This window comes from Cupriavidus sp. WGlv3 (assembly GCF_023952475.1).
GTDB lineage: Bacteria > Pseudomonadota > Gammaproteobacteria > Burkholderiales > Burkholderiaceae > Cupriavidus > Cupriavidus phytorum.
Genome location: NZ_JALHRX010000001.1, coordinates 109,857 through 126,054 on the forward strand (window position 1 = coordinate 109,857; position 16,198 = coordinate 126,054).

Annotated in this window: 16 protein-coding genes; 6 read left to right on the forward strand and 10 right to left on the reverse strand. The window is 69.0% G+C overall.

The window, feature by feature from the left end; all coding sequences use genetic code 11:
• Positions 1 to 13 precede the first annotated feature (13 nt).
• The 3 genes from MKD38_RS00530 to MKD38_RS00540 all read right to left on the reverse strand — a co-directional run bounded on the left by MKD38_RS00530 (position 14) and on the right by MKD38_RS00540 (position 3,284).
• The gene (locus tag MKD38_RS00530) at positions 14 to 742 is read right to left on the reverse strand and encodes a glutathione S-transferase C-terminal domain-containing protein (RefSeq protein ID WP_252674203.1); all 729 of its coding nucleotides are present in this window, start codon (positions 740 to 742) and stop codon (positions 14 to 16) included.
• 20 nt (positions 743 to 762) lie between these two features.
• The gene (locus MKD38_RS00535) at positions 763 to 2,661 is read right to left on the reverse strand and encodes an MFS transporter (RefSeq protein WP_252674204.1); all 1,899 of its coding nucleotides are present in this window, start codon (positions 2,659 to 2,661) and stop codon (positions 763 to 765) included.
• Between the two features lie 176 nt (positions 2,662 to 2,837).
• Complete coding sequence (locus MKD38_RS00540; protein WP_092313657.1) at positions 2,838 to 3,284, reverse strand: CBS domain-containing protein; 447 nt, start codon at positions 3,282 to 3,284, stop codon at positions 2,838 to 2,840.
• 249 nt (positions 3,285 to 3,533) lie between these two features.
• Here MKD38_RS00540 and MKD38_RS00545 point away from each other — a divergent pair, with 249 nt between their 5' ends.
• The 3 genes from MKD38_RS00545 to MKD38_RS00555 all read left to right on the forward strand — a co-directional run bounded on the left by MKD38_RS00545 (position 3,534) and on the right by MKD38_RS00555 (position 6,090).
• Complete coding sequence (locus MKD38_RS00545; RefSeq protein ID WP_252674205.1) at positions 3,534 to 4,850, forward strand: O-acetylhomoserine aminocarboxypropyltransferase; 1,317 nt, start codon at positions 3,534 to 3,536, stop codon at positions 4,848 to 4,850.
• Positions 4,850 to 5,674, forward strand: coding sequence for an alpha/beta fold hydrolase (locus MKD38_RS00550; protein WP_252674206.1), 825 nt, complete (start codon positions 4,850 to 4,852; stop codon positions 5,672 to 5,674). Before MKD38_RS00545 ends, MKD38_RS00550 begins: the two co-directional genes overlap by 1 nt.
• 98 nt (positions 5,675 to 5,772) lie before the next feature.
• A complete protein-coding gene (locus MKD38_RS00555) occupies positions 5,773 to 6,090 on the forward strand; it encodes an Mpo1-like protein (protein WP_252674207.1) in 318 nt (105 codons plus the stop codon).
• A 96-nt stretch (positions 6,091 to 6,186) separates the two neighbouring features.
• On the opposite strand, the gene MKD38_RS00560 is transcribed toward MKD38_RS00555, so the two are convergent.
• Positions 6,187 to 7,533 (reverse strand): YihY family inner membrane protein, encoded by a 1,347-nt coding sequence (locus MKD38_RS00560; protein ID WP_252674208.1) that lies wholly within the window; start codon positions 7,531 to 7,533, stop codon positions 6,187 to 6,189.
• A gap of 184 nt (positions 7,534 to 7,717) precedes the next feature.
• Here MKD38_RS00560 and wrbA point away from each other — a divergent pair, with 184 nt between their 5' ends.
• From wrbA to MKD38_RS00575, 3 genes are read left to right on the forward strand one after another with little or no spacing between them, the layout of a single operon-like run.
• Positions 7,718 to 8,320 (forward strand): NAD(P)H:quinone oxidoreductase, encoded by a 603-nt coding sequence (gene wrbA, locus MKD38_RS00565; RefSeq protein ID WP_252674209.1) that lies wholly within the window; start codon positions 7,718 to 7,720, stop codon positions 8,318 to 8,320.
• Entirely contained in the window at positions 8,317 to 8,724 is a 408-nt protein-coding gene (locus MKD38_RS00570; protein WP_252674210.1) for a DUF2069 domain-containing protein, read from the forward strand. The genes wrbA and MKD38_RS00570 overlap by 4 nt, the downstream gene beginning before the upstream one ends.
• Before the next feature lie 19 nt (positions 8,725 to 8,743).
• Positions 8,744 to 10,162 carry an FAD-binding oxidoreductase gene (locus tag MKD38_RS00575; RefSeq protein ID WP_252674211.1) on the forward strand — a complete coding sequence of 473 codons (1,419 nt, stop codon included), beginning with the start codon at positions 8,744 to 8,746 and terminating at the stop codon, positions 10,160 to 10,162.
• Positions 10,163 to 10,174: 12 nt separating this feature from the next.
• Here the strand turns inward: MKD38_RS00575 and MKD38_RS00580 are convergent, their stop codons facing one another.
• The 6 genes from MKD38_RS00580 to MKD38_RS00605 form a co-directional block, all read right to left on the reverse strand.
• A complete protein-coding gene (locus MKD38_RS00580) occupies positions 10,175 to 11,053 on the reverse strand; it encodes an N-formylglutamate amidohydrolase (protein WP_252674212.1) in 879 nt (292 codons plus the stop codon).
• Positions 11,054 to 11,055: 2 nt separating this feature from the next.
• Complete coding sequence (locus MKD38_RS00585) at positions 11,056 to 12,093, reverse strand: porin (RefSeq protein ID WP_252674213.1); 1,038 nt, start codon at positions 12,091 to 12,093, stop codon at positions 11,056 to 11,058.
• Between the two features lie 164 nt (positions 12,094 to 12,257).
• Entirely contained in the window at positions 12,258 to 13,217 is a 960-nt protein-coding gene (locus MKD38_RS00590) for an ABC transporter ATP-binding protein (protein WP_252674214.1), read from the reverse strand.
• Positions 13,214 to 14,176 carry an ABC transporter ATP-binding protein gene (locus MKD38_RS00595; protein WP_252674215.1) on the reverse strand — a complete coding sequence of 321 codons (963 nt, stop codon included), beginning with the start codon at positions 14,174 to 14,176 and terminating at the stop codon, positions 13,214 to 13,216. The genes MKD38_RS00590 and MKD38_RS00595 overlap by 4 nt, the downstream gene beginning before the upstream one ends.
• 10 nt (positions 14,177 to 14,186) lie before the next feature.
• A complete protein-coding gene (locus tag MKD38_RS00600; protein WP_252674216.1) occupies positions 14,187 to 15,134 on the reverse strand; it encodes an ABC transporter permease in 948 nt (315 codons plus the stop codon).
• A gap of 61 nt (positions 15,135 to 15,195) precedes the next feature.
• Positions 15,196 to 16,167, reverse strand: a complete 972-nt coding sequence (locus MKD38_RS00605; RefSeq protein ID WP_252674217.1) for an ABC transporter permease — start codon at positions 16,165 to 16,167, stop codon at positions 15,196 to 15,198.
• Positions 16,168 to 16,198 lie beyond the last annotated feature (31 nt).

A 16,198-nucleotide genomic window follows, 5' to 3' on the forward strand; every position in this document is an offset into this window, starting at 1 on the left:
CGGCGTCGGCAGGTCAGGCGGCGACGCCCTGCGGCACTGGTGCCAGCTCCGGGTAGAACTCGGCGCGCATCCGCGCCATATAGGCCACCAGGTTGGCATGCCCCTCGGCCGCGGTGCGGATCGGGGTGTCGAATACGGGGCACAGCAGGCTGCCGGCAAAGGCGAACAGCGTGGCATCGGCCCCGCACGGCTGGTTGCCCATCAGGTAGCGCTTGTCGCCCAGGATGTCGGCGATCGAGGCCACGCCCTTGCTCGCCAGCGCCACCAGCTCTTCCTCGCTATGCCGGCCCAGGCCCTGCCCCCACAGCGTCTTGCGCACCTTGTAGCGCACCAGCCGCTCGGCCAGCCCGCGCACCGGCGCCGGCACGCTGCGGAAGAACTGGGCCGGGCCCTTGTCGAAATTGGCCTGGTCGAGCCAGCGCACCCGCGCCACCGCCCAGTAGAGATGGTCCTCCATCAGCTTTTCGGCGGCCCAGGCAATGCCGCGCTCGGCCGCACTCAGGCCCGCGTCGAAATCGATGTGGTAGGTCTTCTCGATATGCCAGCGGATCATGGTGGAATCGGCCACGATCCGGCCCATGTCGTCCAGGTACGGCAGCTTGCCCTTGGGCGCGCGCCGCAGGCTGCCGCGGCGCGCCGTGTATGGCAGGCCGGCCAGCTTGAGCAGCATCTCGGCCTTGGTGACGAAGGGGCTGGCATCGGGCAGCCCGAAGGCGGGGCCGAAGGTGTAGAGGGTGATCATCGGGGTCGCCTTTGCCTCAGCTAGCGCCAGTCGCCGCGCAGGGCCTGCACCATCTGCTGCAGCCCTTCCGGGGTGGCCGACTCGGGCGGCACCGGCTCGCCCACCACCAGCTCGAGCCGGTTCAGGATGCCGCGTCGGAACGGCCGCGACATCGCCGGCGCGCCCTTGCGCGAGAAGAAGCTGCCCCACAACCCGCGCAGCGCCATCGGCACCACCGGCACCGGGGTGCGGCGGATGATCTGCTGCACGCCCTGCTTGAACGGATTGATGTCGCCGGTGGCGGTGATCTTGCCTTCGGGGAAGATGCAGACCAGGTCGCCGTCGTCCAGCGCCTGGGCCACGCTGTCATAGGCGCGCCTGAGCATCTCGGGGTCCTGGTGCGCCGGCGCGATCGGGATCGCGCGCGCCTGGCGGAAGAACCACGACAGCAGCGGCACCTTGAAGATGCTGTGGTCCATCAGGAAGCGCACCGGGCGCGGGCTGCATGCCATCAGCACCACCGCATCGGCAAAGCTGACGTGGTTGCACACCAGCACCGCCGGCCCTTCGGTGGGGATGCGCTCGGCGTTGATGCGGCGCAGGCGATAGAGCGTATGGACCAGGATCCACGCGATAAAGCGCAGCAGGAATTCCGGCACCAGCGAGTAGATGTAGACCGCCACCACCGCATTGAGCAGCCCCACCACCAGGAACAGTTGCGGGATGGTATAGCCCGCCTGGGTCAGCGCCACGCCCAGCAGCGAGGCCGCGATCATGAAGAAGCTGTTCAGGATGTTGTTGGCGGCGATGATGCGGGCGCGGTGCGTGGGCGCGCTGCGGCTCTGGATCAGCGCGTACAGCGGCACGCTGTAGAAGCCGCCGAACATCGCCAGCAGGAACAGGTCGGCCAGCACGCGCCAGTGGTGCGGCTCGGCCAGGAAGGCGCCGATGCCGCTCAACGCGGCCGGCGCCTGCCCCTGGCTGGCAAAGTACAGGTCGACCGCGAACACGGTCATGCCGATCGAGCCGAACGGCACCAGCCCGATCTCGACATGGCGCCCGGACAGGCGCTCGCATAGCAGCGAACCGGTGCCGATGCCCAGTGAGAACACCGCCAGCAGCAACGTCACCACGTTCTGGTCGCCGCCTAGCACATCCTTGGCGTAGCTGAAGAACGAGGTCAGGAAGGTGGCGCCGAGGAACCACAGCCACGAAATGCCGAGCAGGCTCAGGAACACGGTGCGGTTGCCGCGCGCCAGCATCAGGTTGCGCCAGGTCTCGGAAAACGGGTTCCAGTTGATGCGCAGGTCCGGCTGCGGCGCCGGCGACGCCGGGATCCGGCCCGCCACCAGCCGTCCGGCCACGGCGATGATCACGCACGCCACGCCCACGTACAGCGGCCCGACCATGGCGCCGCCCTGCTGCAGCCCCGCCAGTTCGCCGCCGATCAGCGTGCCGATCAGGATCGCGACGAAGGTGCCCATCTCGACCAGCCCGTTGCCGCCGACCAGTTCGCTCTCGTCGAGGTGCTGCGGCAGGTAGGCAAACTTGACCGGCCCGAACAGCGTGGAATGCAGCCCCATCAGGAAGGTGCCGGTGTACAGCAGCGGCGCGCTGTGCCAGGCAAAGCCGGCCAGGCCCAGCACCATGATGGCGATCTCCAGCGACTTGACCAGCCGGATCAGCCGTGACTTCTCCAGCTTGTCGGCGATCTGCCCGCTGGTGGCCGAGAACAGCACGAATGGCGCGATAAAGATGGCCGAGATCAGGAACGCCGCGCTGCGCGCGTCGACGCCCTCGAACAGCGCCGTGTGGTACGTCACCAGCGAGGTGAAGGCGACCTTGAACACGTTGTCGTTCATCGCCCCCAGGAACTGGGTCCAGAAGAACGGCGCGAAACGGCGCAGGCCGAGCAGTCGGAACTGGCTGTGTTGGCTCATGGAGGGGCCGGTCGGTGGCGACCGCCAACGGGAATGGGAACGCCGGCTAGTGTGCCGCAGCCGCGGCCTTGCCGCCACCTTGCCGCGGCCGGGTGGCGCCAACCGAGGGTATTTCCGCAGGCGGCTTCAGTAGGCTGGGGGCTTCGGGCGGACTCTACCGGCGCGGCCCGGCGCCCTCACTCGGCGCGCTCTTCCGGCCAGTCCCGGATATAGGCCTTGAGCATCTTGTTCTCGAAGCTCTGGTCCTCGACCACGGCCTTGGCGACGTCGTAGAAGGAGATCACGCCCATCAGCGTGCGGTTGTCGAGCACCGGCAGGTAGCGGGTGTGACGCTCCAGCATCATGCGGCGGACCTCGTTGACGTCGGTTTCCATGGTGCAGGTCAGCGGCGCATCGTCCATCACCTTGCGGATGCTGCTGGTGCCGACGTTGCCGTGGTTGCGGGCCAGGGTCTCGATGATCTCGCGGAAGGTCAGCATGCCGACCAGGTCGCCGTATTCCATCACCACCAGCGAGCCGATATCGTGCTCGGCCATGGTGTGCACGGCGACCAGCAAGGAGGTGTCAGGCGTCACGGTATAGAGCGTATTGCCCTTGATCTGGAGGATGTCGCTGACTTTCATGTTGGTCTCCGCTGCCTGCGCTCACACTGAGCTGAAACTGAGGGTATCGCGCCGGCCGTGGCACCGGGGGCGATACCGGTCACATTGTTATCTGTCTATGGGTGTGCGGGCACCGTGTGCCCGTTGGCCGATCCTAGCCCAAACCCGCCGCCAAAGTAAAGCGGGAGGCCGGTTTGCGGGCCGCCGGCGCGCGTGGGCGGGCGCACGATGCTACGATGCTGGCCGGAGACAACTCAAGGCCGACCGACCATGTCCGGAACCCGCTTCGACACGCTGGCGCTGCACGCCGGCGCCGCGCCCGACCCCGCCACCGGGGCTCGCGCCACCCCCATCCACCTGACCACGTCCTTCGTGTTCCGCGACAGCGAGCACGCCGCGTCGCTGTTCAACATGGAACGCGCGGGGCACGTCTACTCGCGCATTTCCAACCCCACCGTGGCGGTGCTCGAGGAACGCATCGCCGCGCTCGAGAACGGCGCCGGCGCCATCGCCACGGCCTCGGGCCAGGCCGCGCTGCACCTGGCGGTAGCCACGCTGATGGGCGCGGGCTCGCATATCGTCGCGTCGTCGGCGCTGTACGGCGGCTCGCACAACCTGCTGCACTACACGCTGCGCCGCTTCGGCATCGAGACCACCTTCGTCAAGGCGCGCGATATCGACGCCTGGCGCGCCGCCATCCGGCCCGAGACCCGGCTGCTGTTCGGCGAGACGCTGGGCAACCCCGGCCTCGACGTGCTCGACATCCCGACCCTGGCGCAACTGGGCCAGGACCATGGCATCCCGCTGCTGGTCGATTCCACCTTCACCACGCCCTACCTGCTGCGCCCGTTCGACCATGGCGCCGGCCTGCTCTACCACTCGGCCACCAAATTCCTGGGCGGCCACGGCACCACCATCGGCGGCGTGCTGGTCGAGGGCGGCACCTTCGACTTCGAGGCCTCGGGGCGCTTCCCGGAGCTGTCCGAGCCCTACGAGGGCTTCCACAACATGGTGTTCACCGAGGAAAGCACGGTGGCGCCGTTCCTGCTGCGCGCGCGCCGCGAAGGGCTGCGCGATTTCGGCGCCTGCATGAACCCGATGGCGGCGTGGCAGCTGCTGCAGGGCGTGGAGACGCTGCCGCTGCGCATGAGCCGCCATGTCGACAACACCCGCAAGGTGGTGCAGTTCCTGGTCTCGCATCCGATGGTCGAGTCGGTGTCGTACCCGGAGCTGGAATCGCACCCCGACTACGAACTGGCCAAGCGCCTGCTGCCGCGCGGCTGCGGCGCGGTGTTCAGCTTCAACCTGAAGGGCAACCGCCTGGCCGGCCAGCGCTTTATCGAAAGCCTGTCGCTGTTCTCGCACCTGGCCAATGTCGGCGACGCGCGCTCGCTGGTGATCCACCCGGCCTCGACCACGCACTTCCGCATGGACGCGGCCGCGCTGCAGTCGGCGGGCATCACCGAAGGCACGATCCGGCTGTCGGTCGGCCTGGAAGATGCCGACGACCTGATCGACGATCTCAAGCGCGGCCTGAAGGCAGCGGAGAAGGCCATGGGCGCCGGCAACAAGGGAGGGCAAGCCTGATGGAACTGAATCTTGCCGGCCAGCCGGCCTACGCCTATACCGGCGGCAAACCGTTCGATCCCGCCCTGCCCTGCGCCGTCTTCGTCCACGGCGCGCAGAACGACCACAGCGTCTGGGCGCTGCAGACGCGCTGGTTCGCCAACCATGGCTTCTCGGTGCTGGCGGTGGACCTGCCCGGCCATAACCGCAGCCAGGGCGCGCCGCTGGCCACGGTCGAAGCCATGGCGGACTGGGTCATGGCGCTGGTGGCCGCCGCCGGCGTCACCGCGCCGGCCTTCGTGTTCGGCCACAGCATGGGCTCGCTGATCGCGCTGGAATGCGCGGCGCGGCATCCGCAGGCGGTGCGCGGCATCGGCCTGCTGGCCACGGCCTATCCGATGAAGGTCTCGGACGCGCTGCTCGACGCCTCGCTCAACCGCGAGGGCGACGCCATCGCCATGGTCAACACCTGGTCGCATTCCAGCCTCGCCAACAAGCCGTCGTCGCCGGGCCCCGGCGCGTGGATGCATGGCGGCAGCCAGCGGCTGATGGAACGGGTGTCGCGCAACAACCCGCAGGCGCATGTGTTCCACAATGACTTCTCGGCCTGCAACGCCTATGCCCATGGCGAGGAAGCCGCCGCGGCGGCGGCGTGCCCGGCGCTGTTCATCACCGGCAGCAAGGACATGATGACCTCGCCCAAGGCGGCCCAGGCACTGGCCGGCAAGATGCGCAGCGCCAGCGTGGTGACGGTGCCGTGCGGCCATGCGCTGATGGGCGAGCGTCCGGATGAAGTGCTGGATGCGCTGGCGGCGTTTGCGCGCAAGGTGGTGGCGGCGGGCTGACGCTGGTCCCGGACGGCTGGCCACGCCGGCGGCCGTCCGCATTACATCACGTCGCCGAAGGTCTACACTGCAGCAAACAAGACCTGCCGGAGACAGCCATGGCCCAGGCGCATGCACGCGAGTTCGAGAATTTCGCGGCCTTTTATCCCTACTACCTGAGTGAACACCAGAACCGTACCTGCAGGCGGCTGCATTTTGCCGGGTCGACGGTGGCGCTGCTGTGCCTGGTGGCGCTGGTCGTGACCGGCAATTTGTGGTGGCTGCTCGCTGCGATAGTGGCGGGCTATGCGTTTGCCTGGGTCGGGCACTTCGGGTTCGAGAAGAACCGGCCGGCTACGTTCCGGCATCCCGTTTATAGCCTGATGGGGGATTGGGTGATGTATTTCGATATCTGGCGGGGGAGGATTCCGTTTTGATCGGCTAGCCCATGCGATTGGGTGCTCCCTCTCCCGCGCGCGGGAGAGGGGAGCAAACCGGCAAGCGGCCAGCGTGGTCGGCGATGAGCACCCCACTCACACTTGCCCATGCCACCCCGGTGGCACCACCTCCAGCGCACGCCGCGGGCGCTGCCCGTCGCCATCGCCGGCCGTCGGCGGCAAATCCACCGGCTGCTGCCGGAACACCGCCTCCAGCGTCTGGTCCAGTTGCGGATTGTCCAGGATCGACTTGAGCGCATCGGCGCCTCGCAAATGCTGCGCCAACGCCGTGCGCGGCAGCCGCGGCAGGTTCAGCACCAGCCGGTCGTGCAGCGTGCGCAGCGTCACCTGCGACGGGTCACACAGCAGCGCCCAGTGGGCCTGGCCGCGCTCCTGCTGCAGGCGGCCGACCAGGTGCATGGCCTTGAGCTTGTCCAGCAGGCCGGCGAGGTAGTCGGCCTCGACCCGCAGCTTGCGGCTCAGGTCCAGTTCGCCGACGCTGCGCGGCACTTCATCGCGGGCGCGGTAGAGCAGCAGCAGCACGCCCAGCGCGTCGAAGAACTCGCTGCCGGCAAAGCTGCGGCGGCGCCAGTAGCCCTGCCGGATCACCGGCAGGTTGGCGGCAATGGTCGCGCCCAGCAGCGTCACCAGCCAGCTCAGGTAGATCCAAAGCAGGAATAGCGGCAGCGCGGCGAAGGTGCCGTAGACCGCGGTGTAGGCCGGGATCTCGGTGATGAAATAGCCGAAGCCGCGCTTGGCGAATTCGAACGCCACCGCGGCGACCAGCCCGGCCACGATGGCGTCGCGCCACTCGACATAGGCGTTCGGCACCGCCGTGTACAGGAAGGCAAAGGCCAGGGCCGACAGCAGCACCGGCGCCGCGCCCACCAGCAGGCCCACGCCCACCGGCATGGTGCCGACATAGCCCGCCGAGATCGAGATCAGGTAGGAGCTGATCGACAGGCTGGCGCCGATCAGCACCGGGCCGAAGGTCAGCACCGCCCAGAACACCAGCACCCGCTGCGCCAGCGGGCGGCGCTGCTTGACGCGCCAGATCGCGTTGAGCGCGTCCTCCACCGTCAGCATGGTCAGCACCGAGGTCACCATCAGCCCGCCCAGGCCCATCGCGGTCAACCCGCGCGCGCTCTTGGCGAACATGCCGAGATAGCGCTGGATCGATTCGCTGACGTTGCCGGGTATCAGGTTCTGGAACAGGAATGCCTCGATGGCGTTGCGGAAGTCGCGGAACACCGGGAACGCGGCCAGCAGCGCGAAGGCCACGGTCAGCACCGGCACCACCGCCAGCACGGTGGTGAAGGTCAGGCTGGCCGAGACCTGCGGCAACCGGTCTTCGGCGGCGCGGCGCAACGCATAGCGTGCCAGGGCACGCACCTTTTGCAGGTTCCATTCCCGGCGCAGGCGGGCGACGCGGGCTCCAATCATGCGCAAGCAACCTCCTGGATCTGGTCTGTCGGATCGATTGTCGAATTCAAGGATGGCCCCGTTGCGCGTGCGGCGCGTGGCCATCGGGAGAGGGCGCGGGGGGCGCATCTATAATACGCGCATTGTTGCCGGCATCCTCGCGCGTCACCCTTCGCAGCCCCTTCACCGCCGGCCGTCCCGCTCCATGACCGAGATCCTCGTCCTGTACTACAGCCGCCACGGCAGCACCCGCAAGCTCGCCGAACTGATCGCCACCGGCATCGACAGCGTCCCCGGCGCGCAGGCCCGCCTGCGCACGGTGCCGCCGGTTTCAACCGTGTGCGAGGCCACCGCGCCGGACATCCCCGCCGACGGCCCGCCCTATGCCGAACTGCGCGATCTGGAGGAATGCGCCGGGCTGGCGCTGGGCAGCCCCACCCGCTTCGGCAACATGGCCGCGCCGGTGAAGTACTTCCTCGACGGCACCGTGGCCCAGTGGCTGTCGGGCGCGCTCGCCGGCAAGCCCGCCTGCGTGTTCACCGCCACCGGCAGCCTGCACGGCGGGCAGGAGACCACGCTGGTGTCGATGATGCTGCCGCTGCTGCACCACGGCATGCTGATCCTGGGCCTGCCCTATTCCGAGAAGGGCCTGATGACGACGGCCTCCGGCGGCACGCCGTACGGCCCCAGCCACCATGCCCACGGCGACAACCGCGGCCCCGTCACCGAAGACGAGTCGGCGCTGGCCATGGCCATGGGCCGCCGGCTGGCGCAGACCGCACTGCGCCTGGCCGGAGCGCAGGCATGACGCCCGCCGCCGATAGCGACAAGGCCCTGCACAGCCCGTGGCTGTACCGGCTCAGCGTGGGCAGCCTGCTGGCGCTGCTGGTGCTGTGCATTGCCTGGGAATGGTTGCTGGCGCCGCTGCGGCCGGGCGGCTCGTGGCTGATCCTCAAGTTCCTGCCGCTGCTGCTGCCACTGCGCGGCGTGCTCACGCGCAACCGCTACACCATGCAGTGGTCGTCGATGCTGATCCTGCTGTTCTTCACCGAAGGCATCGTGCGCGCCACCAGCGACCGCGCGCCCTCGTCCACGCTGGCGTGGGTCGAGGTGGCGCTGACGCTGGTGTTCTTCACCAGCACCATCCTCTACCTGCGCCCGTACAAGCGCCGCGCCCGCGCCGCCGCCAAGGGCGCTGCGCGCAAGTCCTGAATCGCGTCCACCCATCGCCATGACCTCGCCTCAAGACTCCTTCCTGGCACTGTGCCGCGCCGCGCTGGGTCCGCAGCACGTGCTGACCGACGCGGCCGACCAGGCGCCCTACCTGACTGACTGGCGCAAGCGCTATCGCGGCGAGGCACTGGCGGTGCTGCGCCCCGGCACCACCGCGGAAGTCGCCGAGGTGGTCCATGCCTGCCACGCGCACCGGATCGCCGTGGTGCCGCAGGGCGGCAACACCGGCCTGTGCGGCGGCGCCACGCCGGTGGCGGCCGCGCCGCAGGTGGTGATCTCGCTGCAGCGGCTCAACCGCATCCGCCAGGTCGATCCGCTCAACAACACCATCACGGTCGAGGCCGGCGTGGTGCTGCAGCAGCTGCAAGAGGTAGCGCGCGAGCACGGCCGGCTGTTTCCGCTGAGCCTGGCGGCCGAGGGCAGCTGCACCATCGGCGGCAACCTGTCGACCAATGCCGGCGGCACCGCGGTGCTGCGCTACGGCAACACGCGCGAACTGTGCCTGGGACTGGAAGTGGTGACGCCCTCGGGCGAAACCTGGCACGGGCTGCGCGGCCTGCGCAAGGACAACACCGGCTACGACCTGCGCGACCTCTTTATCGGCGCCGAAGGCACGCTCGGCATCATCACCGCCGCGGTGATGAAGCTGTTCCCGCTGCCGCGCGCGTCGGTCACGGCGCTGGCCGCGGTGCAGAGCCCGCGCGCCGCGCTGGCTCTGCTGGCCATCGCCCAGTCGCACGCCGGCGCCATGCTGACCGGCTTCGAGCTGATGTCGGCGCTCAGCATGACGCTGGTGACGCGGCACTTCCCGCAGCTGCGCTATCCGTTCGCCGACATGCATCCGCAGCTGGTGCTGCTGGAGCTGTCCGACAGCGAGAGCGAAGCCCATGCGCGCGGCATCTTCGAGACCATGATGTCGGCCGCGTTCGATGCCGGCGTGGTCGCCGACGCGGTGGTGGCGGAGTCGGTGCAGCAGTCGCGCGACTTCTGGAACCTGCGCGAGCATATTCCGCTGGCGCAGGCGGAAGACGGCAAGAACATCAAGCACGATATCGCCGTGCCGGTCTCGCGCGTCGCGGACTTTATCGAGTGCACCGACGCGCTGCTGCAGAACGCCTTTCCCGGCGCGCGCATGGTGACCTTCGGCCATCTCGGCGACGGCAACCTGCATTACAACGTGGCGCCGCCCGAAGGTGTCGACCACGATGACTTCCTGGCGCACCAGGACCAGGTCAACCGCATCGTCCACGACAGCGTGCGCTCGCATAACGGCTCGATCTCGGCCGAGCATGGCCTGGGCCAGCTCAAGCGCGAGGAAAACCGGCACTACAAGAGCGAGGTCGAACTTGCCATGATGCGGGCGATCAAGGGCGCGCTGGATCCGCTCGGGCTGATGAATCCCGGCAAGGTGGTGTAAGCGCGCCTGCGCTCAGCCGCGCAGCCCGGTGTGGCGCAGTTCGGTCTGGCGCAGTTCGGTCTGGATAAAGGCCGCGACGTGCTCGAGCAGCTCGTCGAGATGGCCGCGCAGCACGGCAAAACCCGCATGCTGCGCCAGCGTGGCCTCGTCCATGTACAACGCCCGGTTGATCTCGATCTGCAGGCTGTGGCGCCGCCGCGCCGGATCGGCATAGGCACGGATCAGCTGCGCGCCCTTGTACGGCCAGTTGATGGCCACCTCGTAGCCCAGGCTGCGCAGGCACTCCGCCACCAGTTCGAGGAACGCCGGCGAGCAAGTGGAGCCGTCGCCGTTGCTGACCACGAAATCGGGCCGCGCCGCGCCGTTGTCGAGGTTCATCGCATTGCCGCGCGACTTCATCGAATGGCAGTCGAGATGCCACACCGCGCCGCAGCGCGCATGGTGCTGCGCCAGCAGCCCGGACAACGCGGCGTGGTACGGGTCGTAGTAGGTCTTGAGCAGGTACTCCGCCATGTGCGGCGACAGGGTCGCGGCATAGACCGGCACGCCTGGCAGCGCCAGCCGGCGCAGCACGCCCATGCCGCGGCCGGACTTGTCGCTGGGGCGCACTTCGTAAGGCATGGCGCCATCGATCAGGTCGGGGTCGATATCGTCGCGGGCGCGGTTGACGTCGACCAGCCAGCGCGGGAAGTCCGCGCACAGCAAGGTGCCGCCCACCCGCGGCGCATGCGCGAAAAGCTGGTCGACATAGGCGTCCCAGCCCGACAGCAGGGCCTCGGGCGGCGCCGCCAGCGGCAGGGTCTCGGCATGCAGCAGGCCGCTGTGCGGCGAATCCACCAACAGCGGCAGCGCCGCGCCGGCCGGTTCAGTCAGCGAATACGGAAGCGTCATGGTCAGAATTTGTGCTGGATGCCGACGCCCACCGTGGTCACGGTGTCGCCGGACTTGTGCGAGTTGGGATCCTCGCGGTCAAAGAAGACATAGGGCATGGTGCGTTTGCTCAGGCTGTAGCCGTAGCCGGCCTGCACCCTGCTGAGCCGGCCCTGCGGGTCGCGCTGCACCGCGCGCTGCATATAGTTGACGGTGAGCTTGTGCGCGCCGTACGGCACGGAGAAGCCGACCAGCCAGTAGGGCACGTCGGTGCGCGTGGTCGCGGTGCCGGCGTAGCGGTCGCGCCCGACGATGCCGTAGAGGTTGACCACGGTGAAGTCGTACGAAGCCACCGCCTGCACCTTGTCGCGGAAATCGTTGGCCACCAGGCCGCCGCTCTTGGCATCGCGGGAATAGCCCAGTCCTGCCGCGAACTTGCCGGCGGCGTAGTTCAGGCCCAGGTCGAACTGGCGGAAATCGTCCTCCGCCTGCACCGGCGGCCGGGTATTGGGCGCGGCCGAATCCGGCCCCGCCAGGTTCATGCGCGCCCGCACCGAGAAGCCGCCGAAGCTCGGGGTCATGTAGCCGAGCGCATTCGACACGCGGTTGCGCGCGTTCAGCACCCGGGTGCCGATCGCGGTGGCGCCCGCATCGTGGATGGCGAAGTCGATATTCTGCGTCACCTGCGAATAGATCGGCGAACCCACGATCGTCGCTGAATCCAGCCGGCCCAGCGCGAACGCGCCGAAGCCGCCCTGCAGGCCGACGAAGGCATGGCGGAACTGCGGGTTGGTGGCGACGCCGTTGTCGGCGCCGAAGCCCTGCTCCAGGCCGAATGCCGCGCGCAGGCCGCCGCCCAGCTCTTCGCTGCCGCGCAGGCCCCAGCGCGAGGCGTTGTCCGCCATCTGCGCGGCCCGGCCATCGGGCCCCTTCTGGTATTCGATGTCGGTGTCGATGCGGCCATACAGCGTCACCGTGGCGTCGGCCGCGGCGGACATCAGCGCCAGCGCGCCGCCGAGGCAGGCGCGTGCGAGTGCGCGCCGGGTGTGGATACCGTTCATGCTGCTGCTCCCCTGTCGTGGTCTGTCATGCAAGAAATCCCCCCTCTGTGGTCCAACTGCCGCGTGTTCCGCCGGCGCAGCGCGCACGCACCCGCCCATCCCGCGCGGGCGGGATGGAACCGTTCAATCGGGAGCATGATCGGGCCGCGCCGGGCCGCGGCTATCTAGTCATTCAAATGGCAGGCGGACAGGCGTCCGCCGATATCGCGCAGCAGCGGCACCTGTGTCTTGCAGCGCGCGCTCGCGTGCGGGCAGCGCGGATGGAAGGCACAGCCACCGGGCGGCGCCAGCGGGCTGGGCAGTTCGCCGCGGATGGGCTGGTGCGCGGGCGGACTGGCGCCCAGGCGCGGCGCGTCGGCCAGCAACGCGCGCGTATAGGGATGGTTGGGCGCGGCGAACACCTCGCGCGCGGGGCCGCTTTCGACGATGCGGCCCAGGTACATGATCACCACGCGATCCGACATATGCTCCACCACCGCCAGGTTGTGGCTGATGAAGACATAGGTCAGCGCGTGCTCGCGCCGCAGCTGCATGAACAGGTTGATGATCTGCGCCTGCACCGAGACATCGAGCGCCGACACGGCCTCGTCGCAGATCAGCAGGCGCGGACGCAGCGCCAGCGCGCGCGCGATCGCCACGCGCTGGCGCTGTCCGCCGGAGAACTCGTGCGGATAGCGCTCGGCATAGCCGCGATCGAGCCCCACCTGCTGCAGCAGCTCGCCGGCGGCGGCGGCGGCGCGCGAGCGCTTGACCAGGCCGTGGTAGACCGCGCCTTCGGTAATGGCCTGGCCGATGCGAAGGCGCGGGTTCAGCGACGCATAGGGATTCTGGAACACCATCTGCACCGCGCGGTGATAGGCGGCCGAAGCGAGATCGGCGCGCTGGCCTTGCCATGCGATCTCGCCGCCGGTCCGCGGCAGCAGGCCGGCCAGCATGCGCCCCAGCGTGGACTTGCCGCAGCCGGACTCGCCCACCACGCCGAGCACCTCGCCCTGGCGCACCTGCAGCGAGACATCGTTGACGGCATGCACCGCCTGCGCCGGCTTGCCGGCCATGCGCGCGAGCAGGCCGGGCTTGAGCAGAAAGCGTTTCTGCAGGTTGTGCGCTTCGAGCATGACCGTCATGCCGCCTCCAGGGGATAAAAGCAGCGCAGCGTGCGGCCGCGCACAGTGGTTTCGACAGGGACCTGGGCGCACGCCGGGCGCGCGCGCGGGCAGCGCGGCGCGAAGGCGCAGCCCGGCGGCAGCGCCGCCAGTGCCGGCGCCGCGCCCGGAATCGCGCGCAGGGTGGCGCCGCGCATCGCCGGCGTCGGCAGCGAATCGAGCAGGCCGCGCGTGTACGGATGCAGCGGCCGGCTGATCAGTTCGGCGACCGGACCCTGCTCCACCACCCGGCCCGCGTACATCACGCAGACGCGGTCGACCAGGTCCTTGACCACGGCAAGGTCGTGGCTGATCCAGATCGCGGCAGCGCCGGTCTCGCGCACGAGTTGCTTCATCTCGTAGAGGATCTGCGCCTGGATGGTGACGTCAAGCGCGGTGGTGGGCTCGTCGGCGATGATCAGGTCGGGCCGGTTGATCAGCGCGTTGGCGATCGCCACGCGCTGGCGCATGCCCCCGGACAGCTCGTGCGGATAGGCGCGCATGCGCTCATGCGGCGCCGGGATGCCGACCCGCGCCAGCGCATCGACCGCCTGCGCATACGCCTGCGCGCGAGTGCGGCGGTGGTGCACCAGCACGGTCTCGGCAAGCTGGTCGCCCACGCGCATCACCGGATTGAGCGACATCATCGGATCCTGGAACACCATCGCGATGCGGTCGCCGCGCAGCGCCTGCCACTGGCGCGGCGAGCACGCCAGCAGCTCCTGTCCCTTGAAGCGCACCGAGCCGCCGGTGACGCGCCCGGGCGGGTCCAGCAGGTTCATCAGCGAGAACGCCGTCACCGACTTGCCCGAGCCGGATTCGCCCACGATCCCCAGAATCTCGCCCGGCTCCAGCGTGAACGACACGCCGTCGACCGCCTTCACCGCGCCGTGCGCGAACGCGAAGCTGGTGCTCAGGCCGGAAACTTCCAGTAGTGCCATGCCGGGCTCCTTACGCTTCCAGCCGCGGGTTGAGCACGCGGCGCAGGCGGTCGCCCACCAGGTTGATCGAGCCGATCAGCAGCACCAGGGCCACGCCCGGGAACACGCTGATCCAGTACTTGTTCGACAGCATGTATTCGAAGCCGTTGGCGATCAGCATGCCCAGCGACGGCTGCGTGCGCGGCAGGCCGATGCCGAGGAAGCTCATGGTGGCCTCGAGCGTGATCGCATGTGCGATCTGCAGCGTGCCGGTCACCACCAGCGGCGCCATGCAGTTGGGCAGGATATGGCGGAACATCACGCGCAGCGCCGGCAGCCCCTGGCCCAGCGCGGCCTCGACATACTCCTTGCGCCGCTCCACCTGCGCCGCGCCACGCACGGTGCGGGCAAAGTAGGCCCACTGCACGATCACCAGCGCCAGCAGGGTCTTGTCGACGCCCTGCCCCAGCACCGCCAGCAGGATCAGCGCCACCAGCACCGCCGGCAAGCTCAGCTGCAGGTCGACCACGCGCATGATGGCGGCATCGACCACGCCGCCGAAGTAGGCCGCGGCCAGCCCCACCGCGCTGCCCACCATCAGCGCCACCACCGCGCTGATCACGCCCACGCCCACGCTGATGCGGATGCCGTAGAAGATGGCGCTGAGCAGGTCGCGCCCGGCGCCGTCGGTGCCGAGCCAGTAGTGTGCCTGGGCTTCATAGCCCGTGCTGCCGGGCGGCAGCTCGGAATCGATCACCGACACCGTGGCGAGGTCATAGGGGTTCTGCGGGCTGAGCGCATGGGCCAGCACGGCCACCAGCAGCAGCACCAGCAGCAAGGCCAGCGCGGCGGCAGAGACGCGGTTGGCGCAGAAGCGCCGCAGCAGCGAAGGCCGTGCCGGCGGCGCGGCGGCTGGCGCCGGCGCGAGCGTGGGGAGCGCGGGAACGGCTTCATCGTTTTCGGATAGAGGCAGGGACATCGGTTCGGTCTCGGTCTTCGGTATGCAGTCTTCGGGTAGCGGGGAATGGAGGCGGCAGGGGCTAGGCTGCCTTGTGCCGCAGGCGCGGGTCGAGCACCACGTACAGCAGGTCGACCACCAGGTTGAGCACCACGAACAGCAGCAGCGTGACCAGCAGGTACGCCACCACCACCGGGCGGTCCAGCGCCAGCACGGAATCGATGATCAGCTTGCCCATGCCGGGCCACGAGAACACCGACTCGGTCACCACCGAGAAGGCGATCAGGTGGCCGAACTCCAGCCCGACCACGGTCACGATCGGGATCAGCACATTGGGCACCACGTGGCGCAGCACCAGCCGCGCCCCGCCCACGCCCTTGGCGCGGGCAAACTTGATGTATTCCTGCCCCGCCACCTCGCGCGTGCCGGCCTCGGTCAGCCGCGCCACCAGCGAGATCTTGAACAGCGACAGGGTCAGCGCCGGCAGCAGCAGGAAGCGGATGCCCTCCCAGCTGCTCACCGACAGCGGCACGCCCAGCACCGTGCTGACCGGCCCGCGTCCGCCCGACGGCAGCCAGCCCAGGTTCACCGAGAACACCAGGATGCCGATCATGCCGATCCAGAAGGTCGGCATGATCACGCCGCCGAGCGAGGCCGCCATCAGCATCCGCGCCAGGCGGCTGTGCGGCTTCAGGCCTGCATAGACGCCCATCGGGATGCCGATGCCGAGCGACAGCAGCAGCGCCGTCACCGCCAGTTCCAGCGTGGCCGGCACGCGGCTGACGATCAGCTCGATCGCGGGCCGGTTGTAGACGAAGGAGTCGCCGAGGTCGCCATGCAGCGCGCCCGCGAGAAAGCGCAGGTACTGCTGCGGCACGGGCAGGTCCAGGCCGAGCGCATGGCGGGCCTCGGTGATCTCCTGCTCGGTGGCGGTCGGGCTGACCAGCAAGTGCACCGGGTCGCCGATCAGGTTGACCGCGCAGAAGGTCAGCACCGACATGATCCAGAGCACCGCGATGCTCTGCAGCAGCCGTTTGAGTAGGGTTTCAAGCATGGTAGGAAGCCGGTGGGATGCGGATACGGGT